The following is a 21,215-nucleotide window of genomic DNA, read 5'->3' on the forward strand; positions in this document are numbered from 1 at the left end:
AGGCGAAGCGCTTCACGTCTTTACCCACCCTAAGCTGTGCATCTCAATCCTTCACCACGCGCACGGCGCCGCGTGCCGCGCTGGAGGCAAACGCGGCATAGGCCTTCAGCGCGGTCGAGACCTTGCGCGCGCGCTTGGCCGGCTTCCAGGCCTCAGCGCCCTTGGCCTCCATCGTGGCGCGGCGATGGGCCAGCGTCTCGTCATCGACCGCAAGATGAATGCTGCGGTTGGGGATGTCGATCTCGATGCGGTCACCATCCTTGACGAGCCCGATCAGGCCGCCCTCCGCGGCTTCCGGCGAGACGTGGCCGATCGAGAGCCCCGAGGAGCCGCCGGAGAAGCGGCCGTCGGTGATCAGCGCGCACGCCTTGCCCAGCCCCTTCGACTTCAGATAGCTGGTCGGATACAGCATCTCCTGCATGCCAGGGCCGCCGCGCGGGCCTTCATAGATCACCACGACGATGTCGCCGGGCTTGATCTTGTTGGTCAAGATCGCCTCGACCGCAGCATCCTGGCTCTCCATGACGCGGGCGGGGCCTGCGAATTTCAGGATGCTCTCGTCGACGCCGGCGGTCTTCACGATGCAGCCGTCAGCTGCGACATTGCCATAGAGCACGGCGAGGCCACCGTCCTTGGAATAGGCATGCGCGAGGTCGCGGATGCAGCCCGTCTCGCGATCGAGATCGAGCTCCTGATAGCGGCGGTCCTGGCTGAACGCGACCTGCGTCGGCACGCCGCCGGGCGCGGCCATGTAGAAGTTCTTCACGCTCTCGCTTTGGCTGCGTCTGATATCCCAGCGCTCCAGCGCGGCCGCGAGCGAGGCCGAATGCACGTTCGGCAATTCCGTATGCAGCAGGCCGGCGCGCGCGAGCTCGCCCAGGATCGCCATCACGCCGCCGGCGCGATGCACGTCCTCCATGTGCACGTCCGCTACCGCAGGCGCGACTTTGCACAGCACCGGCACCTTCCGCGAGAGCCGGTCGATGTCCTTCATCGTGAACGGCACCTCGCCTTCGTGGGCGGCAGCCAGCAGATGCAGCACCGTGTTGGTCGAGCCGCCCATCGCGATATCCAGGCTCATCGCGTTCTCGAACGCCTTGAAGCTGGCGATCGAACGCGGCAGTACGCTGGCGTCATCTTGCTCGTAATAGCGGCGGGCGAGATCGACGATCAGGTGACCGGCTTCGACGAACAGGCCCTTGCGGTCGGCATGCGTCGCCAGCACCGAGCCGTTGCCGGGCAGCGACAGGCCGAGCGCCTCCGTCAGGCAGTTCATCGAGTTCGCGGTGAACATGCCGGAGCACGAGCCGCAGGTCGGGCAGGCCGAGCGCTCCATCACCTCGACGTCGGCGTCCGAGACCTTGTCGTCGGCAGCCGTCACCATGGCGTCGATCAGATCGATCTTGCGCAGCTTGCCAGCAAGATTGACCTTGCCGGCCTCCATCGGCCCGCCCGAGACGAACACGGCGGGGATGTTGAGCCGCATCGCCGCCATCAGCATGCCGGGCGTGATCTTGTCGCAGTTGGAGATGCAGACCATGGCATCGGCGCAATGCGCGTTGACCATGTATTCGACGCTGTCGGCGATCAGCTCGCGCGAGGGCAGGCTGTAGAGCATGCCGTCATGGCCCATGGCGATGCCGTCGTCGACCGCGATCGTGTTCATCTCCTTCGCGACGCCGCCGGCCTTCTCGATCTCGCGCGCCACCAGCTGGCCGAGATCCTTCAGATGCACATGGCCGGGCACGAACTGGGTGAAGGAGTTGACGACCGCGATGATCGGCTTGCCGAAATCCTCATTGGTCATCCCGGTGGCGCGCCACAGGCCGCGGGCGCCGGCCATGTTGCGGCCGTGGGTGGAGGTTCGGGAGCGGTAGGCGGGCATGACGGTTTCCTCGGGCGTTCCTCAAGAGACGGCAATGGTGGTCCGGCGGGAGCAGGGAACAGCCCCAGGGCCGGACGGAGGCAAAGCGATGCGGCGTGGCATACCGCGAATAAGCCGATGATGCGACATGTAATTTTGTGGTTCAGCGATGCCGGGCGCGACGGCGTGCCCGGCGCTCACGTCTGCGCCTGCGGCCGCATGGGGCAGCGCCGGTAGAGCAAATAGGGAAAGCATCCGGCCCCTCGGCGAGCGGCTTGTTTCGGCTGTAACAGGCGCACGCGCAGTGTGTAGTTGTGCTGCCACAGTTCGCAGCGTGTCGTCGCGTGTCACGACTTTGTGCCTACTTGCGGGAGGCGCAGGCATTTAAATACGGTGCAGTTCAATTTCCTCAGATCACGCCGTCGACATCGGCGACGTGGCACATTGCCGTCGAATCTCATGCCTGCTCTTCCAACTCTCCCGCGCGTCCTGGCAGTGTCGTTGCTGCTCGCGGCGCCACAAGCCGCTTCGGCCCACGCCATCATTGTCTCCTCGCAGCCCGCATCAGGCGCGACCGTCGACAAGGATGCGGTTGCGATCCGGCTGCGGTTCAACAGCCGCATCGATCATGCGCGCTCGCGATTGAAGCTGCTCCCGCCCGACGGGGCCGAGCAGACGCTGACGCCGACACCCGACACGCCGGCTGACGAGATCGATGCCGAAGCCAAGGCGCTGGCGCCGGGCAGCTGGCGTCTGCGCTGGCAGGTGTTGAGCGTTGATGGGCACATCACGCGCGGCGATATCCCGTTCACGGTGCACTAAGTCCGCCAGCCGTGTACCTCTTCCTCGACATATTCGGCTATCTCTCGGTGGTGCTGCGCGGGCTGACGCTGCTGGCGCAGTCGTTCACGCTCGGCGGCATCGCTTTCCAGGTGCTGCTGTTGCGGCCACTGCAGGAGCGGCTGTCGGCCGATGCGATCGTGGTCGGCAAGCGATGCCAGCGATTCCTGCGCATCAGCGCGCGCGCCTGGTTTCTGGTCACGCTCGCCTCGCTCGCGATCAATCTCGCGGCGCTGACCGGCACGCTCGATGTGTCATGGAGCGAGGCGGCGAGCGCGGATTTCGCGCGCTCCGAGCTTGCGGTGGCGGCTTGCGCGCTCGGCCTTTCGCTTTTGGCGCGGACCGGCACCTGGACCCGTTGGCGCACCGCGGCGCTGGTCGCGGTGGCCGCGCTCGCGCTGGTCCTGCAGCTCAACCTGACCCACGCGGCAAGCCGGCTCGACGTGCGCTGGCCGCTGCTGTTGGCTGATGCTCTGCACATGCTGGGCGCGGGGGTGTGGATCGGCGGGCTGCCATACTTCCTGATGGCGCTGAACGGCTGCAGGGCTGAGGCTGATGAACGCCTGATCGGGCGCCGCTACTCGCTGATGTCGATGGTCTCGGTCGCAGCGATCGTGCTCGGCGGCACGGTGATGGCGGTGGCCTATCTCGGCTCGTTCGAGGCGATCTACGGCACCGCCTATGGGGTGATGACCTCGGCGAAAGTGGCGATGCTGCTGATGCTGCTGGCGCTCGGCGCCGGCAACTATTTTGCCGTCGAGCGGCTGCGACAGAGCGATCCCAAGGCGCCGGTGCTGCGGCTGAAGCGCTTCGTCGAGGTCGAGCTCGGCATCGGGCTCACGGTGCTCCTGACCGCGGGCTCGCTGACCTCGCTGCCGCCGGGCATCGACCTCAGCCAGGACCGGCTGAGCTGGCAGGAGATCGTCGAGCGCGCCACGCCGCAATGGCCGCGCCTGACCAGCCCCACGGTCGACCAGCTGACGATCTCGCAGCTGCAGGCCAAGATCGACGCCGCCGATGCGCAGCGCGTGACCGCGCCGCCGGCCTATGTCCCCGGGGAGGGCGTGATCCTGCCGCGCAGCGCCGAGGACATCGCCTGGTCCGAATACAACCACCATTGGGCCGGCATCTTCGTGGTGCTGATCGGCCTGTTGGCGATGATCGAGCATGTCCGCTGGGGCCGATGGGCCCGGCACTGGCCGCTCTTGTTCCTGGTGATGGCGGCGTTCCTGTTTGTCCGCGCCGACGAGATGGCCTGGCCGATCGGGCCGATCGGCTTCTTCGCCTCGTTGCGCGATCCGGAAGTCGCGCAGCACCGCATGTTCGTGGTGCTGATCATCCTGTTCGGCCTGTTCGAATGGCGGGTACGGCTGCGCGGCGAGGCCGCCGGAAACGCGGCGCTGGTATTTCCCTTGACCGTCGCGGTCGGCGGCGCGCTCTTGATGACGCATTCCCACGCCATCGCCAACATCAAGGATCAGCTCTTGATCGAGATGAGCCACACGCCGCTTGCGCTGTGCGGCATCACGGCGGGCTGGGCGCGCTGGCTCGAGCTGCGGCTGCAGGGGCGGATCAGCCGCGTCGCGGCCTGGGTCTGGCCGGTCGCCTTCGTCCTGGTCGGGCTGATCCTCTTGGATTATCGCGAGGCGTGAGCGCTCAGTCCTTGCGCAGGAACACGTAGTCGGCGGCATAGCCGACGCTGCGGAAGCTCCCGGCCGCGTCGCAGGCCCCTTCGAGCGCGCCGCCCTTGGTATTGAGCCGCTGTACGGTGGTGATGTTGGCCAGAATGCCGTTGCCGCGATGGGCGATGGCATTGAGCTTCAGCCAGGCAATGTCGTTCTCGGTCGCGCCGATCGCGGTGCCGACCACGCGCCCGGTGACGGCGCTGCCGTCCTGATGCTCCCAGTTCGGTCCGGCATAGTGCCGGCCGACGGTCTTGCCATCTTCCATCAGCGTCGCGATCGGCTCGCGGAATGTCCAGGCCAGCTTGCCGTCCTTGTCGGTCTTGCACTCATAGACCTGCGCGCCTTCGGCATGCAGCGTCAGCACCACCTTCTCGCCCGGCGCGATCAGCGCATCGGGGATCGTGGTCTCGCCGGCGCGGGCGCCGCCAGTCACGGCCAAGACAGCGAGGGCGAGCAGGGCGGTGGTCGCGCGCATCGGAGCAGCCTTCTTCTCTCAAGGAGCAGGGGCCGCACGGGAAGTGCGGCCCCCTTACTATTCAACGACCGTCAGGCGAAAATGCGGACAGGGTTACGCCGCCATCGCCTTGGTGAGGTTTTCCGCGATCTTGTCGAGGAAGCCGGTGGTCGACAGCCAGCGCTGGTCGGCACCGACCAGCAGCGCGAGGTCCTTGGTCATGTAGCCGGCCTCGACAGTATCGACGCAGACCTTCTCCAACGTGGAGGCGAACTTGGCCAGCTCGGTGTTGTTGTCGAGCTTGGCGCGGTGGGCGAGGCCGCGGGTCCAGGCGAAGATTGAGGCGATCGAGTTGGTCGAGGTCTCCTTGCCCTTCTGGTGCTCGCGGTAGTGGCGGGTCACCGTGCCGTGGGCGGCCTCGGCCTCCACCGTCTTGCCGTCCGGGGTCATCAGCACCGAGGTCATCAGGCCGAGCGAGCCGTAGCCCTGCGCCACGGTGTCCGACTGCACGTCGCCGTCGTAGTTCTTACAGGCCCAGACATAGCCGCCCGACCACTTCAGCGCCGCCGCGACCATGTCGTCGATCAGGCGGTGCTCATAGAAGATCTTCTTGGCCTCGAATTGCGTCTTGAACTCGCGGTCGTAGATGTCCTGGAAGATGTCCTTGAAGCGGCCGTCATAGACCTTCAGGATGGTGTTCTTGGTCGAGAGATAGACCGGGTAGCCGCGCTGCAGGCCGTAGTTCAACGAGGCGCGGGCGAAGTCCATGATGGACTCATCGAGATTGTACATCGACATCGCCACGCCGGCGCCGGGGGCCTTGAAGACCTCCTTCTCGATCACGGTGCCGTCCTCGCCGACGAATTTCATCGTCAGCGTGCCCTTGCCGGGGAATTTGATGTCGGTGGCGCGGTACTGGTCGCCATACGCATGGCGGCCGATGATGATCGGCTTGGTCCAGCCGGGCACCAGCCGCGGCACGTTCTTGCAGATGATCGGCTCGCGGAAGATCACGCCGCCCAGGATGTTGCGGATGGTGCCATTCGGCGACTTCCACATTTCCTTCAGGCCGAACTCCTTCACCCGCGCCTCGTCCGGGGTGATGGTGGCGCATTTCACGCCGACGCCGACCTTCTTGATGGCGTTGGCTGCATCGACGGTGACTTGGTCGTTGGTCGCGTCGCGGTGCTCCATCCCGAGGTCGAAATACATCAGCTCGACGTCAAGGAAGGGGTTGATCAGCTTGTCCTTGATGTACTGCCAGATGATCCGGGTCATCTCGTCGCCGTCGAGCTCGACGACCGGGTTGGACACCTTGATTTTTGCCATGATCGGTTGGGCCTCTTGGGGATAGCTCGCTCGCCTAAAGAGCGGTGGGAAATCGGGGCGTCATAGCACTGCCGCACCGCGGGCGGAAGCGCAGCCGCTATGCACTGATGCGCATTTCAGCAGCCGAGCCCGGCGTTCTCGGGGGATGGGTGACGCTGCGGAGCCGCTGCCGACCGATTTGCGCTCTCCAGTTTCGGGAAAACGGTAGAATCGGCCAATAACCTCATTATTTTGCTTGAGAAATCGGCCAATTCGCGCCAAGCGGGGCGATAAATCTGGGCTCAAACGGGCGGTACGCTCCCTTTCCCCGCAAGCGGGGCGAGGTCGAGCGAGCGGCGCCACCGATCTCACGAACCAATCGACATGAGGACTGCACGTGTCGGGGACCGACAAGACCAAGGCTGGACTGGAGATACAGGGGCCGGTTGTCATCCTGGTCGAGCCGCAGCTCGGCGAAAACATCGGCATGACGGCCCGCGCCATGGGCAATTTCGCGCTGACGGAGCTTCGGCTGGTCAATCCGCGCGACGGCTGGCCGAACATCGCCGCTCAGCGTGCCGCGGCCGGGGCTGACCACATCATCGAGAATGTCGGACTGTTCGAAACGCTCGATCAGGCGGTCGCCGATCTCGACCTCGTGTTCGCGACCACCGCGCGCAGCCACGACCAGGCCAAGCCGGTGGTAGGGCCGGAGGCCGCCGCCCGCGAAATCCAGGGCCACGTGGTCAGCGGTGGCAGGGCCGGCATCCTGTTCGGACGCGAGCGCGCCGGCCTGACCAACGAGGAGGTGGCGCGCGCCAACCGCATCATCACCTATCCGGTCAATCCCGGTTTCGCGTCGCTGAACCTCGCCCAGGCTGTGCTCCTGATGGGTTACGAATGGTTCAAGCTGGTGACCTCCGGCGCCTTGCCCTTCGCCATGCCGGAGCGCTCCGAGCGCGCCTCGCAGGAGCAGATGGAGGCCTTCTTCGAGAATCTGGTGCGCGAGCTCGACCGGGTCGAATTCCTGCGGCCCGCAGAGAAGCGCGAGACCATGCTGGTGAACCTGCGCAACATCTTCTTCCGGATGGAGCCGACCAGGCAGGACATGCATACCCTGCACGGCGTGATCATGGCGATCGCCGAGGGGCGCAAGGGCCCGGCAAAGGGCGGCGTGCTCGACAGTGAGCAGGCCACGCGGCTGCGGGCGCTGATCGCAGAGCAGGGGGCTGTGGCGAGCCTGCCGGATTCCCGCGGGTCGCTGCGCGGGCTGGCCCGGCTGCTCCGCCGCAATCCGACCGATGCCGAGCGCATGCTCTGGCACGCGCTGAGCCGCGACCGCCGCTTCGCCGGCCAGTTCAAGCGGCAGACTCCGGTGGGCCGGCAGATTCCGGATTTCGTCTCCTTCGTCCATCGCCTCGCAATCGAGCTGGTCAACACTGACGAGAGCGAAGCGATCGCAGCCGACCGCGCCGCGCGCCGCGCCTGGCTCGAGAGCCGCAACTACCGCGTGGTTGACATCAACGTCGCCGACATCGAGGCCGATCTGGAGCGGGAGCTGGTGCGGCTGGCGGCCATCGTGGGGGAGGCGCGGTAGCTGATCGGCGATCTTTTCGCTGCAGCGAAGGATTGTCGCCATCTGCGGGCCAGGTAATATGATCTGGCTGCAAGTTGGGGGCTGAATGAAACTGGGATCGTGCGCGTCCGTCGCGGCGGTGGTGCTGACGCTGGTGGGTTTATTGGTGCCGATCCCAGGTGCCCCTGCGCAATCGTCTCCGGGCATCAAGTGCCACGGGACCGGGAATATCACACTGGACGATCGTATCGCCGGCTGCACCGCCTTGATCGAGAGTTCCGCGGCCACCTTGAAAAGCCTGAATATGGCCCGCCTTCGTCGGGCGATGTTCCAGATCCAGAAAGGCGAGATAGAGCTCGCGATCGCGGACTACGACGAAATCCTTACCCGCGATCCGGACAACGTCCCGGCGCGACTTGCACGTGCCTCCGCTTATTTGCGGAAGCATGACAATGATGCAGCCATTGCCGACTACAAACGAGTGATCGAAGCTGACCATAAGAACATTTATGCTCTCAGCGGACGAGCGCTGGTCTATCTGGCAAAAGAGAACCCAGACGGCGCGATCGCCGACTACGGACAGATTCTTCTGATTCATCCCGAGAATGTCGGCGCCTATGTCGGCCGCAGCGGCGCCTACAGGGCCAAGCATGATTGGGAGCGGGCGCTGGCTGATTGCGGCAGAGCAATCGAGATCAGTCCGGAGCGTGAGTACGGCTATCTCTGTCGCGGCGCAGTCTATCTGGACCAGGATCAGATTGATCATGCGGTGGCGGATTTCGAGCGGGCGACCGAGCTCAATCCCAAAAATCTGCAGGGCGACCTCGATCTGGCCAGCGCGCATGAGCGGCGCGGCGACATGGATGCTGCGTTGGCCCGGCTCGACCAGGCTTTCAAGATCGACGCGGACAATGCCGTCCTCCATCGGGCGCGGGGAGTCGCTCTCCTGGAAAGCGGCAGATCGCGTGAGGCGTTCGAGGATTTCAGCCGAGCCGCCGAACTCCGGCCCAAGGATTCCTATGCGCAGCTCTGGCTCGATCTTGCACGTCGGCGTAGCGGCGAACCCAGCGAACTAGCTGAAAGCGCAAAGCAGGTCGACATGTCGAAATGGCCTGCCCCCGTCATTCGCTACTATCTCGGTGGTCTGACGTTCGAGGCTTTGCTTGTTGCTGCCGAGGATTCCAGTCCAAACAAGCGCAAGGGCCAAGTCTGCGAAGCGAATTTCTATGCGGGAGAGCTGACGCTTGCCAACGGCGCGCGGGACGAAGCTATCAGGCTGCTGCGCGTTGCCACCGAAATCTGCCCAAGGCAGTTCGTCGAATGGCCGGCCGCCCATGCGGAGCTTCGCAGGCTTGGCGCGGGCGGACAGGAGCCATGACAGATGCGCGGGCACACTTCCGCGCCATGGCGAGCTCAAGCTGACGGATGGCGCGAGGGGTCAAGCGACCGGCGATGATCTTGCGAGCGCCCGGCTAGAGTCTGCGATTCCATTTACATCGCCTGAACGATGATTTGCGAATGCAGCTGCAGATTGTGGTGACCTCGACGTGTGTTGATACCATCAATCAGCACACAGGGAGGCAACGCAATTATGACTAGGCACCGATGGTACTCGCTCCGCGGTTGCGCGCTGATTTTGGCTTCAATCTCCGCCATCTCGGCGAGCGCCCAACCATCAGCGGCAAAGCGGTGCATGACCGCAGTGGACGCCAGTCTCGACGAGCGGATTGCCGACTGCACCGCCGTGATCGAGCACGGCGGGCCGACGGCGCCGCAGGTGGTCACGGCACGATTCAGGCGCGCCGCAGCCTATTTCCGCAAGGGAGACATCGATCACGCGATTGCCGATTACGACAATGTCATTCGGCAGTCTTCGGCTGATCTTCGTGCCGCCTATGATTACGCCGACCTTGATCTGCCCCAGGGTAAGGCGATCCCGACGACGTCCGGCTCCGAGCAGACCTCCGGGCGCGATCGGTACCGTGCGCAAGCGTATCGCGGACGGGGAATTGCAAGCTTCCAGGCGGGACTGCTGGAGCAGTCGCAGGACGATTTCAGACATCTCAGCGCGATGGATCAGAAGGATGCCCGGGCGGCTTTGTGGCTCGACCTGGCGCGCCGCCGCGCCGGTCTGGCGAGCGTGCTGGCAGATCAGGCAAAGCTGCTCGACATGAGCAAATGGCCGGCGCCGATCGTTCGCGTCTTCCTCGGCCAGGGAACAGCAGAGGCGGCGCTTGCCGCCGCCGAGCAGGGCGATCCTGTCACGCGGAAGGCGCGGCGCTGCGAGGCGAGTTTCTTTGCCGGCGAACTGATGCTGCAACAAGGCCAGGATGCCGGCGCCATGCGGCTGATCGATCGCGCCTTGGCGGAATGCTCGCCGGCATCAGGCGTGCGATCGGTCGCCGATGCAGAGGCGCGCATCCTCAGGGTCATGCCTTGATCGCTCTCTGACGCTAATATCTGCGTTCGTGTGATCCCCGCGGAGCGTCAGGGCATATGGGAAAACTCGGCCGGCGATCGCTCTCGCGGCCTTCCTTCGAGACGCTCGCCTTCGGCGAGCTTCTCAGGACGAGGGCCTATTCGCGGCGAAATAGCCGACCCTCATGGTGAGGAGGCGCGAAGCGCCGTCTCGAACCATGAGGCCCCGGTCTTGTTGGGCCATATGCGATCGCGCCCTGCGGATTGGTGGCGGGGTACTTCTGACTCTTAAGAGGCTCCTAACGGACAGCAGGACATTTAAGGGACAACTCACGCCAAAATACCTGCGCGCAAGTTTACGGAACACTCGCGTTCGGATGCTATCGTTTGCATCGGGTTTTCTCTGTTTGCGGGCGACGGCATTTCCATGATGAGCGAGACGAAATCGGTGCTGCAGGATCTGGACGAGGCGATTGCGCGCGGCACCGCCGAAAGCCGAGCCCGCGCGCTTTGGCACGCTACCGATCTTTTGATTGCCGGACGCTATTGCGAGGAGGAGATTGCGACGTTCGGCGAGGTCATCGGCCGATTGGCGGATGAGATCGAAACGGCCGCGCGCGCCAAGCTGGCCGAGCGGCTGGCGCGCATTGAATATTCGCCGGCCAGCGTCATCCGCAAGCTGGCGTTCGATGATGCGATCGAGGTCGCCGGCCCCGTGCTGCGCCACTCCGAGCGGCTCGACGATGCGGCGCTGGTCGAGAATGCCGAGACCAAGAGCCAGGACCATCTGCTCGCGATCGCGCAGCGCAAGAGCTTGAGCGAGGCGGTGACAGACGTGCTGGCCTCGCGCGGCAACAGCGACGTGGCCAATGCAGTTGCCAGCAACGAGGGGGCACGCTTCTCCGGCGCGGGCTTCCTGCACATGGTCAAGCGCGCCGAGAACGATTCAATCCTTGCGGAGAATCTCGGGTCACGCGGCGATATTCCGCGCCATCTGTTCCAGCAACTGATCGCCAAGGCCTCCGACGACGTCAAGAACCGGCTGGCCGGCGAACGCCCGGAGATGCACGACGAGATCCAGAGCTCGGTCGCCAATCTCGCCGGCGAACTGCAATCCAAATTCGGCCCCGGTTCGCGCAACTATTTTGTCGCCAAGCGGGTGGTGTCGATCCAGCACCGGCAGGGCAACCTGGATGAGCGCAGCATCGCGGGCTACGCGATGGCGCATAAGGTCGACGAGGTGACGATCGGCATGTCGCTGTTGTCAGGGCTGCCGGTCGATGCGATCGAGCGCGCTCTGTTCGACCGTAATCGCGAATTGCTGCTGATGCTCGCCAAGGCGCTGTTGTTCTCCTGGGATACGACCATGGCCCTGTTGTTCCTGGGCGCCCGCGACCACCGCATCAGCGCCGGCGAGCTGCAGGATCTGGAGCGGGACTACGGCCGCCTCAAGGTGCAGACCTCGCGCAGCGTCCTGGAGTTCTATCAGTCGCGCAAGAATCCGGCTCCCAAGGGCGCGCAGCGCGCGCCGAACCTATTGGCGCATTGAGGTGATGTCATGCGAGGTGGTCGAGGATGAACGAGATGAGCTTCCACTTCGCTGCGCGTGAGCGCATCACGCCGGCTTCCGACGACCGCTCTGCAACCGAGGCGGCGTGGCTGGTGCTCGAGGCCGCCAACGACCTCGGCGACCAGGCGACTGTCGCAGCCTGCCGCCGCGTGATCGATGCCAGCCTGAGCGGCACGGCGCCGGCGTCGTCCGACGTCCATCTGGTGCTGGATTATTTCCGTTGAGGCGGTGAGGGCACGGCGGACGATCAAAGTGTGAGCCGTGATTGCGCCGCTCCGAATCGAGCGCAGCCGTAGCTACCAAAACAGCGTCATGCCCGCGAAAGCGGGCATCCAGTACGCCGCGGCCTCTCGGTCATTCACGAATGTCTCGGGCTACTGGATCGCCCGGCCGAGCCGGGCGATGACGCAGAGGTTGCCACATCAGCAAGCCAGCTCACACCGCGGCCAGCTGACCGTCCGCCTTGTTCATTCGCTTCGGCTGCTTCTGCTTCGCTGGCCCGAACAGCGAGCTCGCCGCCAGCCCTGCGGTGTCGGCAACGTCGGGGTTGCGCGAGACCATGGCAGCGACGATCGCGCCGTCGATCAAAAGTGCGAGCTGATGCGCGAAGCTCTCGGGATCGATCGCGCCCATCTCGCGCGCGAGCTTCTCGATATGCGCCAGCACTACCTTCTTGTGGCGCATCGCGATGGTGCGGAACTGCTTCTGGTCCTTGTCGTGCTCGGCCACCGCGTTGATGAACGGGCAGCCATAGAAGCGCTCCTCGCCGAACCAGCTCTTCAGCGCCGGAAAGATCCGCGACAGCTTGGTCTCGGCATCGCCGCCACCGCGTTCGATCTCGCCGATGAACCAGTCGCGCCACTGCCGGCCCTCGCTTTCGAGCACGGCGTGGACGAGGGCGGTCTTGGAGCCGAATAATTTGTAGAGCGTGGTCTTCGCGGTGCCGGCCTCATTGATGATGGCGTCGATGCCGGTGGCGTTGATGCCGTCCTTGCAGAACAGCCTCGTCGCCGCACCCAGCAGGCGACCATGCGCCGATTCATCGTCGGCAACCGCGCTCGCCTTCGCAGCGACGCGCTTTCTTGATGTCTGTTTGCCCACAACCGATCTGCCCATGCGGGCAAGCTTAAACGGAGCATGCACGTCTCAGCAAGCAGCATCTTCGATGATCACGCGAGCTGCGCTCAATTTGATCGCGCCGGGCAGCAGATTGCACCGGCATTGGGCAGACGGCGCCTGACCGGTTTTGCGGCATCTTCCCTAAGCGACGAAAACTCCTTCGGCTTTTGTTTTTTGCGCACGCTGGCACACTTCGTGCAGGAAACAGACCGTTCGGTATCCTCGATCCCAGGGAGAAAAGACGAGATGACCGCAGTGGTTCAGAAGACGGCACTCACGGGCTGCCTCGCGCCCATCGATAAGAACGGGCTGGAGCAGCTCATCGCCAATGGCAAGGCCAACCCCAAGGTCATCAAGACCCTGAAGTGCAAGACGGTGGCCGAAGGCAAGTTCCGCCACGCCAACTACATCCGCAACCTGCCGCCTTATATCGTCGACGAGCCGCCGGGGCTGCTCGGCGACGACACCGCGCCCAATCCGTCGGAGGCCTCGCTCGCCGCGCTCGGCTCCTGCCTTGCGGTCGGGCTGCATGCCAATGCCGTGCATCGGGGCTGGACCGTCAACAAGCTCGAGCTGGAGCTCGAGGGTGATCTCAACATCACCGCGGTCTGGGGCACCGGCGACATCAGCGACAAGCCGGTCGGCTTCACCGATGTGCGCGTCAAGGTCGAGATGGAATGCGAGGGCATCTCGCAGGAGGAGATCCAGGCGCTGGTCACGCATGTGAAGAAGTGGTCGCCGGTGGCCAACACCTTCACGCGCCCGGTCAATCTCGAAGTCGGCATCTGAGCCGGGCCGCGGCCATCAGCAGCGGAGGGCGCTATGGGTTCACTCGCATCGAATCTCGCCGTCGATGGTGCAGGCGCCGTGCCTGTGCCCTCGATCGTCGAGCAGGTCGCGGCGATCGCACGTAACGAGCTGGCGCCGATCGCATCCGCGATCGACGCCGGCACGGTCTATCCGGCGCAGTTGCTCCGGCGTCTTGGCGATGTCGGGGCGTGGGGCAGCCATGTCCCCGACAACAATGCGGCGGATCTCACCTGCGCCATCGAGTCGATCGCGGCGATGGGCGAGGTCTGTGGCGCCACCGCCTTCATGGCGTGGTGCCAGAACACGCTGGTCTGGTACATCGCCAATTCGCCCAACAAGGCGCTGGTCGATCGTCTGCTCGACGATGCCGCGAGCGGCAGGCTGCTCGGCGGCACCGGCCTCTCCAACCCGATGAAGAGCTTCTTCGGCATCGAGAAGCTCAAGTTGAAGGGACGGAAGGTCGAGGGCGGCTATGTCGTGCGCGGCGCGCTGCCCTGGGTCTCGAATCTCGGGCCGGACCACATGTTCGGCACGATCTTCGAGCGCGAGGATGCGCCCGGCGAGATCGTGATGTTCATCGCCGATTGCGCAGATCCGGCGGTGACCTTGCAGCCGTGCCAGCCGTTTCTCGCCATGGACGGCACCGGCACCTACGGCGTGCAGTTTCGCGACCTGTTTGTGCCGGATGAGCTGATCCTCGCTGATCCCGCGGGGCCGTTCGTCAAGACGATCCGCGCCGGCTTCATCCTGCTGCAGGCCGGCATGGCGCTCGGCCTGATCAAGGACTGCATCAAGGTGATGCGGGAGGTCGAGACGCCGCTCGGCCACGTCAACCGCTATCTGCCGCAACAGCCGGTGGATTTCACCGAGCTTGCCGCCGAGCTCGCACAGGAGACCGCGCTGCTCGCCCGCGATCCCTTCAATCCGGACGAGACCTATTGGCGCAAGGTCGTCGCGCTGCGCCTGCGGGCCGGCGAGGCCAGCGTGGCGGCCGCACACGCCGCGATGCTCCACTGCGGAGCGCGCGGCTACATCAAGGGCAATCGCGCCGAGCGGCGGCTGCGCGAAGCCTATTTCGTCGCGATCGTGACCCCCGCGACCAAGCAGCTCCGCAAGATGCTCGCCGACGGCTGACGCCGGCGAGAACAGGGACCATCGAACTCACAACAGGAGAGGCCTGCCATGACGGATGTTCTGATTTCTGCCGGCGAACTCGCTGATTTCATCAACAAAGAACCGTGTGTCCTGATCGACACCCGCAATCCCGACGCTTACGGCGCAGGGCACATCCCGAACGCGGTGAACGTGCACGAGATCTTCACCTATCTCGCGACCTCGACCCCCGAAGGCATCGAAGAGTTGAAGACGAAATTCGCCGATGCCTTCGGCGCCGCCGGCCTGTCGGGCAAGGAGACGGCTGTCGTCTACGAGCAATCGATGAACTCCGGCTTCGGCCAGTCCTGCCGCGGCTATTTCCTGCTCACCATGCTCGGCTATCCCAAGGTGAAGGTGCTGCATGGCGGCTACGAGGCTTGGGGTGCGGCGGGCCAGCCTGTCACCACCGATGTGCCGGCGCCGGTGAAAGCGTCGTTCTCGATCGTGCCGGAAGCGGGCAGCATCCTGATCGATGCCAAGGCGATGCTGGCGGCGGTGGGCAATCCGGCCATTGCCATTCTCGACGTGCGCGACGTCGATGAGTGGATCGGCGATTCGTCCTCGCCCTATGGCAAGGATTTCTGCCCGCGCAAGGGCCGCATTCCCGGTGCCGTCTGGCTGGAATGGTACCGCATGATGAAGCCGACCGCCGAGGGCCCGCGCTTCAAGTCGAAGGATGAGATCCTCGCCGAATGCGCTACCGTCGGCATCACCACCGAGACGCCGGTCTATCTGTACTGCTTCAAGGGGGCGCGCGCGTCGAACACCTTCCTGGCGCTGAAGAACGCGGGCGTGAAGGACGTGCGGATGTATTTCGGCTCCTGGAATGAATGGTCGCGCGATCCGTCATTGCCGATCGAGGAAGGCCTGCCCATCCCGGCGGCAATGACCAGCAAGGCGGCATAAAAGCTGCATGTTCTGCATCATTCGGCCGCACAAAATGCGGCCGGATGATCAGTTTGATGGCGCGCGGCACGCACCCGCGCAGGCCAGTGCGACAAAGGGGCGCAGCACATGTCGATTTTCGATGATCCGTTCGATGCCGAGAGCAGCGTGAACGCGGGCTGCGTCTGCGGCCAGCATCGCAGCCCGGCTGAACATGATCAGGCCAGGCTGGCACTGCGTTGCGAACCGGTCGCGGAGAGCCGCGACAAGCGCTATGAGAATGTGGTCGCGTCCGCTGTGCTGCGCGCGGTGTTTCCGCAGGCCGCGACCCGCCGCGCATTCCTGAAATCGGTTGGGGCGGCGACAGCGCTTGCCGCGCTGTCGCAGGTCTTCCCGCTGAAGCTCGCGACCGAGGCCTTTGCTGAAGCTGGAACGCCGGAGAAGAAGGATCTCAAGGTCGGCTTCATCCCGATCACCTGCGCCACGCCGATCATCATGGCCGCGCCGCTCGGTTTCTACGCCAAGGCCGGCCTCAATGTGGAGGTGGTCAAGACCGCTGGTTGGGCTGTCATTCGCGACAAGACCATCAACAAGGAATATGACGCGTCCCACATGCTGGCGCCGATGCCGATCGCGATCTCGCTCGGCCTGGGCGCCCAGCCGATCCCGTTTGCCGTGCCAGCGATCGAGAACATCAACGGGCAGGGCATCGTGCTTTCGATGAAGCACAAGGACAGACGCGATCCGAAGGACTGGAAAGGCATGAAGTTCGCCATTCCGTTCGACTATTCGATGCACAATTATTTGTTGCGCTATTATCTCGCCGAGCACGGTATCGATCCCGATACCGACGTGCAGCTGCGCTCGGTGCCGCCGCCGGAGATGGTGGCCAACCTGCGCGCCGACAACATCGACGGATTCCTGGCGCCCGACAACATCTGCCAGCGCGCGATCTATGACGGCGTCGGCTATCTCCACATCCTGTCCAAGGAGATCTGGGACGGCCATCCCTGCTGCAGCTTCGCCGCCAGCCGCGAGTTCATCGCGACAGCGCCGAACAGTTTTGCGGCGCTGACCCGGGCGATCGTTGATGCCACTGCCTATGCCTCCAAGGCCGACAATCGCAAGCAGATCGCGGAAGCCATTGCGCCGGCCAACTACATCAACGCGCCGGTCACCGTGCTGGAGCAGGTCCTGACCGGCACCTATGCCGACGGGCTCGGCGGCGTGAAGACCGATCCGAAACGGGTCGATTTCGATCCCTTCCCCTGGCAATCGTTCGCGGTGTGGATGCTGACCCAGATGAAGCGCTGGGGCCAGATCAAGGGCGAGGTCGACTACAAGGCTGTCGCCGAGCAGATCTATCTCGCCACCGACACCCGCAAGGTGATGGCCGAGATGGGGCTCACGCCGCCCAAGGAGTCCTACAAGTCGTTTGCAGTGATGGGGAAGACCTTCGATCCCGACAAGCCCGACGACTATGTCGCGAGCTTCAAGATCAAGAAGGCGTCGTGATGGAGCGGATAAGCGCGGCGCTGCCGACCAAGCCATTGCTGTCGTCCCCGCGAACGCGGGGACCCATACTCCGTGACCTGTCGTGGGGCACGGACCGCAACGACGATCTCGTCCATCAATTGAGTTCGGTGGTTATGGGTCCCGGCGTTCGCCGGGACGACACCTGGATGTGCAGAGGCTGTCGGGCATGACCGCGTCTCTCCGCCTGCGCGCCGCAATCGTCTCGATTCTGCTGCTCGCCGTCTTCCTCGCCGCCTGGCACCTCGCCACTCGCAGTGCCGGGCCGGCCGCGACGATGAGCCCCGAATACGCCAAGCTGATGGGGATGACGGCAACCCAAGGCAAGTCGGCGATGCCTGGCCCGCTCGATGTCGGCGCCAAGCTCTGGGAGCACCTCAAGCGGCCGTTCTACGACAACGGCCCCAACGACAAGGGGCTCGGCATCCAGCTTGGCTATTCGATCGCCCGCGTGATGCTTGGCTATCTGATCGCGGTGGTCATCGCCATTCCGCTCGGCTTCCTGATCGGCATGTCGCCGTTGATGAGCCACGCGCTCGATCCGTTCATCCAGATCCTGAAGCCGATCTCGCCGCTGGCCTGGATGCCGCTTGCGCTCTATACGATCAAGGATTCCAGCCTGTCGGCGATCTTCGTAATCTTCATCTGCTCGGTCTGGCCGATGCTGATCAACACCGCCTTCGGCGTCGCCAGCGTGCGGAAGGAGTGGATCAACGTCGCGCGCACGCTCGAGGTCGGCCACCTCAGACGCGCCTTCACCGTGATCCTCCCCGCCGCCGCGCCCACCATCCTCACCGGCATGCGGATATCGATCGGGATCGCCTGGCTCGTGATCGTCGCCGCCGAGATGCTCGTCGGCGGCACCGGCATCGGCTACTTCGTGTGGAACGAGTGGAACAATCTCTCGATCACCAATGTGATCATCGCGATCCTCCTGATCGGCCTCGTCGGCATGGCGCTCGACCAGATCCTGGCGCGTTTTGCGCGGCTCGTCACGTTTCCGGAGTGAGGTGCGCCATGCCCGACAAATTCATCTCCATCGAGGGCATCACCAAACGCTACGATAGCGGCGCTCGCGAGACGACCATTTTCGATGATCTGTGGCTTGCGGTGCCCCGCGGCGAGTTCGTCTGCGTGATCGGCCATTCCGGCTGCGGCAAGACCACGGTGCTCAACATCCTCGCCGGCCTCGACAGCCCCAGCGAAGGCGCCGTGATCGTCGATGGTCAGGCGATCGAAGGGCCGAGCCTCGATCGCGCCGTGATCTTTCAGAGCCATGCGCTGTTGCCCTGGCGCAGCGTGCTCGGCAATGTGGCCTATGCGGTCAGCTCGAAATGGCGCAACTGGGATCGCGCCAAGGTCAAGGCGCACGCGCAAAGCTTCATTGATCTCGTCGGCCTGTCCGGCTCCGAGCACAAGCGGCCATCCGAACTCTCCGGCGGCATGAAGCAGCGCGTCGGCATTGCCCGCGCGCTCTCGATCACGCCGAAGATCATGCTGATGGACGAGCCGTTCTCGGCGCTGGATGCGCTGACGCGCGGGACGCTGCAGGATGAGGTCCGGCGCATCTGCCTCGAGACCGGGCAGACCGTGTTCATGATCACGCATGACGTCGATGAAGCGATCTATCTCGCCGACAAGATCGTGCTGATGACCAATGGTCCCGGTGCGGTGCTGGCGGAGATCGTCGAGAATCCGTTGCCGAAGGAGCGCTTGCGCGGCGATCTGCACCGCCATCCGCTCTATTACGGCGTGCGCAACCACATCATCGACTTCCTGGTCAGCCGCAGCAAGACGTTTACCTCTGAGAAGCCCGATCACGATCCGCGCAAGGTGCCGCTGGTGCGGATCGGGAAACCCGAACTGACGATCACGTCCGGGGCGGAGCAGCAAGCGGTGGAGTCACGGCAGGTGTCATGGCCGGGCTTGGCCCGGCCATCGACGTCTTCGTGAGCAATTTCAAGACGTGGATGCCCGGCACGAGGCCGCGCATGACGGAGGCGAAAGGGAGACCCAGCATGAAACGATCCGACCTCACCGAGAAGCTGCTCGACATCAAGCGCGAGAAGGGCTGGAGCTGGAAACATATCTGCGAAAAGATCGGCGGCTATTCCGAGGTGCTGATCGTCGGCGCCATTCTCGGCCAGATGAAGCTGACCAAGCCGCAGGCGGCCAATGCCGGCGAACTGTTCGGGCTCTCGAAGAGCGAGGTCGCGATGCTGAACGAGACGCCGATGCGCGGCGAGGGCGTGACCATGCCGCCGACCGATCCGCTCATCTACCGCTTCTACGAGCTCGTGATGATCAACGGCCCGGCCTGGAAGGAGCTGATCCAGGAGGAGTTCGGCGACGGCATCATGTCGGCGATCGACTTCGACATGGTGATGGAGCGGCTGCCGAACCCGAAGGGGGACCGCGTCAAGATCACGATGTCCGGCAAGTTCCTGCCCTACAAATATTACGGCGCCAGCGGCAACGTGCCGGAATATGGGTTCAAGGAAGAATAGAGCGAATAGCGCGGAACGAATGGTGAATTGCGAGTAGCGAGCCGGGGATGAACAATCCCTATTCGCCACTCGCTATTCGGCTTATGTCCCTGCCTTCACCTGCGCGACCGCCACGGCCAGCAGCTCGGTCATCTTGGTCAGCACGTCCTGTTCGGTGACCGCGACACCCTTGGCTGCGAGGTCGCCCAGGACCTTGCTCAGCACGGCGGCATCGCCGCCTTCCTCGAATTCGGTCGCGACAATATCCTTGGCATAGGTGTCGGCATCGGCGCCGCTCTTGCCGAGCTTTTCGGCCGCCCACAGGCCCAGCAGCCGGTTGCGACGGGCCTCTGCCTTGAACTTGAGCTCCGCGTCGTGGACGAACTGTGTCTCGAAGGCTTCTTCGCGCTTGTCGAATGTGGTCATAGCCGGAAGTTCCAGGGTTGCCGAAAGGGGCCGGAGCGGCGGTTGCGGGCGAGGGTCCGGCTGCCTAAATAATTGGAACATCTCGTCAAGACAATGCCAAGGCAGTTGGCACGACGCCGCAGGGAAGAATGGTAAAACTCCGTCTCGTCGGCCCGGATCGATTGTGCTCGCCGAGCCAATCAGATAGGTTTCCTCCAGGCCCGGTTCTTGTTCTGTTTCCCTCAGGTCCAGGCCTTCGCGGCAGCTCCGTCGTGGTCCTGTCCCAAATCGTCCGGAGCCTACCAGTTCATGGATTTTAACAAAACACGGTACATCCCAATGAGCCGCCGGCGTCGCATTTATGAAGGTAAGGCGAAGGTCCTGTACGAAGGTCCCGAGCCTGGTACCCTGATCCAGCACTTCAAGGACGATGCGACCGCGTTTAATGCCAAGAAGCACCAGGTGATCGAGGGGAAGGGCGTCCTCAACAACCGGATTTCGGAGTACCTGTTTCAGCACCTGAACGACATCGGGGTGCCGACCCATTTCATCCGCCGTCTCAACATGCGCGAGCAGCTGATTCGCGAGGTCGAGATCGTGCCGCTCGAGGTGGTCGTGCGCAACGTGGCGGCGGGGTCGCTGTCGCAGCGCCTCGGCATCGAGGAGGGCACCCAGCTGCCGCGCTCGATCATTGAGTTCTATTACAAGAACGACCAGCTCAACGACCCGATGGTCTCCGAGGAGCACATCACGGCGTTCGGCTGGGCGACCCCGCAGGAGATCGACGACATCATGGCGCTCGCCATCCGCGTCAATGATTTCCTGACCGGGCTCTTCCTCGGCATCGGCATCCGTCTGGTCGACTTCAAGATGGAGTGCGGCCGGCTGTTCGAGAACGAGATGATGCGCATCATCGTCGCCGATGAGATTTCTCCGGATTCCTGCAGGCTGTGGGACATCAAGTCGAACGAGAAGCTCGACAAGGATCGTTTCCGCCGCGATCTCGGCGGGCTCTTGGAGGCCTATACGGAGGTGGCCAAGCGGCTCGGCATCCTGATGGAAAACGAGCGTCCGGCCGGCTCCGGCCCGGTGCTGGTCAAGAGCTGA

The 21,215-nt window shown here is 64.1% G+C and carries 20 protein-coding genes; 15 read left to right on the forward strand and 5 right to left on the reverse strand.

Features of this window, described 5'->3' with window-relative positions:
• Nucleotides 1–43: 43 nt before the first annotated feature.
• Nucleotides 44–1,885, reverse strand: coding sequence for a dihydroxy-acid dehydratase (gene ilvD, locus ACQR1W_RS19915; RefSeq protein WP_434852371.1), 1,842 nt, complete (start codon nucleotides 1,883–1,885; stop codon nucleotides 44–46).
• A 438-nt stretch (nucleotides 1,886–2,323) separates the two neighbouring features.
• Here ilvD and ACQR1W_RS19920 point away from each other — a divergent pair, with 438 nt between their 5' ends.
• Complete coding sequence (locus tag ACQR1W_RS19920; protein WP_434852372.1) at nucleotides 2,324–2,686, forward strand: copper resistance CopC family protein; 363 nt, start codon at nucleotides 2,324–2,326, stop codon at nucleotides 2,684–2,686.
• Nucleotides 2,687–2,697: 11 nt separating this feature from the next.
• The gene (locus tag ACQR1W_RS19925) at nucleotides 2,698–4,356 is read left to right on the forward strand and encodes a copper resistance D family protein (protein ID WP_434852373.1); all 1,659 of its coding nucleotides are present in this window, start codon (nucleotides 2,698–2,700) and stop codon (nucleotides 4,354–4,356) included.
• A 4-nt stretch (nucleotides 4,357–4,360) separates the two neighbouring features.
• On the opposite strand, the gene ACQR1W_RS19930 is transcribed toward ACQR1W_RS19925, so the two are convergent.
• Both ACQR1W_RS19930 and ACQR1W_RS19935 read right to left on the reverse strand, forming a co-directional pair.
• Nucleotides 4,361–4,864: a DUF3455 domain-containing protein gene (locus ACQR1W_RS19930; RefSeq protein ID WP_434852374.1), complete on the reverse strand. Its 504-nt coding sequence runs from the start codon at nucleotides 4,862–4,864 to the stop codon at nucleotides 4,361–4,363.
• A gap of 93 nt (nucleotides 4,865–4,957) precedes the next feature.
• Nucleotides 4,958–6,172, reverse strand: coding sequence for an NADP-dependent isocitrate dehydrogenase (locus tag ACQR1W_RS19935; RefSeq protein ID WP_434852375.1), 1,215 nt, complete (start codon nucleotides 6,170–6,172; stop codon nucleotides 4,958–4,960).
• A gap of 376 nt (nucleotides 6,173–6,548) precedes the next feature.
• Between ACQR1W_RS19935 and ACQR1W_RS19940 the strand changes: the two genes are divergently transcribed.
• The 5 genes from ACQR1W_RS19940 (at nucleotide 6,549) to ACQR1W_RS19960 (ending at nucleotide 11,939) form a co-directional block, all read left to right on the forward strand.
• Complete coding sequence (locus tag ACQR1W_RS19940; protein ID WP_434852376.1) at nucleotides 6,549–7,748, forward strand: TrmJ/YjtD family RNA methyltransferase; 1,200 nt, start codon at nucleotides 6,549–6,551, stop codon at nucleotides 7,746–7,748.
• Nucleotides 7,749–7,866: 118 nt separating this feature from the next.
• On the forward strand, nucleotides 7,867–9,105 hold the full coding sequence (locus ACQR1W_RS19945) for a tetratricopeptide repeat protein (protein ID WP_434852377.1): 1,239 nt from the start codon (nucleotides 7,867–7,869) through the stop codon (nucleotides 9,103–9,105).
• A gap of 315 nt (nucleotides 9,106–9,420) precedes the next feature.
• Entirely contained in the window at nucleotides 9,421–10,167 is a 747-nt protein-coding gene (locus ACQR1W_RS19950; protein WP_434852378.1) for a hypothetical protein, read from the forward strand.
• A gap of 408 nt (nucleotides 10,168–10,575) precedes the next feature.
• The gene (locus ACQR1W_RS19955) at nucleotides 10,576–11,694 is read left to right on the forward strand and encodes a DUF2336 domain-containing protein (protein ID WP_008974313.1); all 1,119 of its coding nucleotides are present in this window, start codon (nucleotides 10,576–10,578) and stop codon (nucleotides 11,692–11,694) included.
• A 26-nt stretch (nucleotides 11,695–11,720) separates the two neighbouring features.
• Entirely contained in the window at nucleotides 11,721–11,939 is a 219-nt protein-coding gene (locus ACQR1W_RS19960) for a hypothetical protein (protein ID WP_434852379.1), read from the forward strand.
• A 211-nt stretch (nucleotides 11,940–12,150) separates the two neighbouring features.
• Here the strand turns inward: ACQR1W_RS19960 and ACQR1W_RS19965 are convergent, their stop codons facing one another.
• Nucleotides 12,151–12,831 carry a TetR/AcrR family transcriptional regulator gene (locus ACQR1W_RS19965; RefSeq protein ID WP_434852380.1) on the reverse strand — a complete coding sequence of 227 codons (681 nt, stop codon included), beginning with the start codon at nucleotides 12,829–12,831 and terminating at the stop codon, nucleotides 12,151–12,153.
• Nucleotides 12,832–13,080: 249 nt separating this feature from the next.
• On the opposite strand from ACQR1W_RS19965, the gene ACQR1W_RS19970 reads away from it, so the two are divergent.
• The 7 genes from ACQR1W_RS19970 to cynS all read left to right on the forward strand — a co-directional run bounded on the left by ACQR1W_RS19970 (nucleotide 13,081) and on the right by cynS (nucleotide 19,724).
• A complete protein-coding gene (locus ACQR1W_RS19970; protein ID WP_434852381.1) occupies nucleotides 13,081–13,623 on the forward strand; it encodes an OsmC family protein in 543 nt (180 codons plus the stop codon).
• Nucleotides 13,624–13,656: 33 nt separating this feature from the next.
• Nucleotides 13,657–14,778: an acyl-CoA dehydrogenase family protein gene (locus ACQR1W_RS19975; protein WP_434852382.1), complete on the forward strand. Its 1,122-nt coding sequence runs from the start codon at nucleotides 13,657–13,659 to the stop codon at nucleotides 14,776–14,778.
• Nucleotides 14,779–14,826: 48 nt separating this feature from the next.
• Nucleotides 14,827–15,705, forward strand: coding sequence for a sulfurtransferase (locus ACQR1W_RS19980; protein WP_434852383.1), 879 nt, complete (start codon nucleotides 14,827–14,829; stop codon nucleotides 15,703–15,705).
• 108 nt (nucleotides 15,706–15,813) lie between these two features.
• Nucleotides 15,814–17,199: a CmpA/NrtA family ABC transporter substrate-binding protein gene (locus ACQR1W_RS19985; protein ID WP_434852384.1), complete on the forward strand. Its 1,386-nt coding sequence runs from the start codon at nucleotides 15,814–15,816 to the stop codon at nucleotides 17,197–17,199.
• 187 nt (nucleotides 17,200–17,386) lie between these two features.
• Nucleotides 17,387–18,226 (forward strand): nitrate ABC transporter permease, encoded by an 840-nt coding sequence (gene ntrB / locus ACQR1W_RS19990; protein ID WP_434852385.1) that lies wholly within the window; start codon nucleotides 17,387–17,389, stop codon nucleotides 18,224–18,226.
• Nucleotides 18,227–18,234: 8 nt separating this feature from the next.
• A complete protein-coding gene (locus tag ACQR1W_RS19995; RefSeq protein ID WP_434852386.1) occupies nucleotides 18,235–19,170 on the forward strand; it encodes an ABC transporter ATP-binding protein in 936 nt (311 codons plus the stop codon).
• Between the two features lie 65 nt (nucleotides 19,171–19,235).
• A complete protein-coding gene (gene cynS, locus ACQR1W_RS20000; protein WP_434852387.1) occupies nucleotides 19,236–19,724 on the forward strand; it encodes a cyanase in 489 nt (162 codons plus the stop codon).
• An 81-nt stretch (nucleotides 19,725–19,805) separates the two neighbouring features.
• Here cynS and ACQR1W_RS20005 read toward each other — a convergent pair whose 3' ends face one another.
• Nucleotides 19,806–20,129 (reverse strand): DUF1476 domain-containing protein, encoded by a 324-nt coding sequence (locus ACQR1W_RS20005; protein WP_008974303.1) that lies wholly within the window; start codon nucleotides 20,127–20,129, stop codon nucleotides 19,806–19,808.
• A gap of 318 nt (nucleotides 20,130–20,447) precedes the next feature.
• Between ACQR1W_RS20005 and purC the strand changes: the two genes are divergently transcribed.
• Nucleotides 20,448–21,215 (forward strand): phosphoribosylaminoimidazolesuccinocarboxamide synthase, encoded by a 768-nt coding sequence (gene purC / locus ACQR1W_RS20010; RefSeq protein WP_008974302.1) that lies wholly within the window; start codon nucleotides 20,448–20,450, stop codon nucleotides 21,213–21,215.

Origin of the sequence: Bradyrhizobium sp. HKCCYLS1011, assembly GCF_051167795.1 — a bacterium.
In the GTDB taxonomy this organism is placed as follows: domain Bacteria; phylum Pseudomonadota; class Alphaproteobacteria; order Rhizobiales; family Xanthobacteraceae; genus Bradyrhizobium.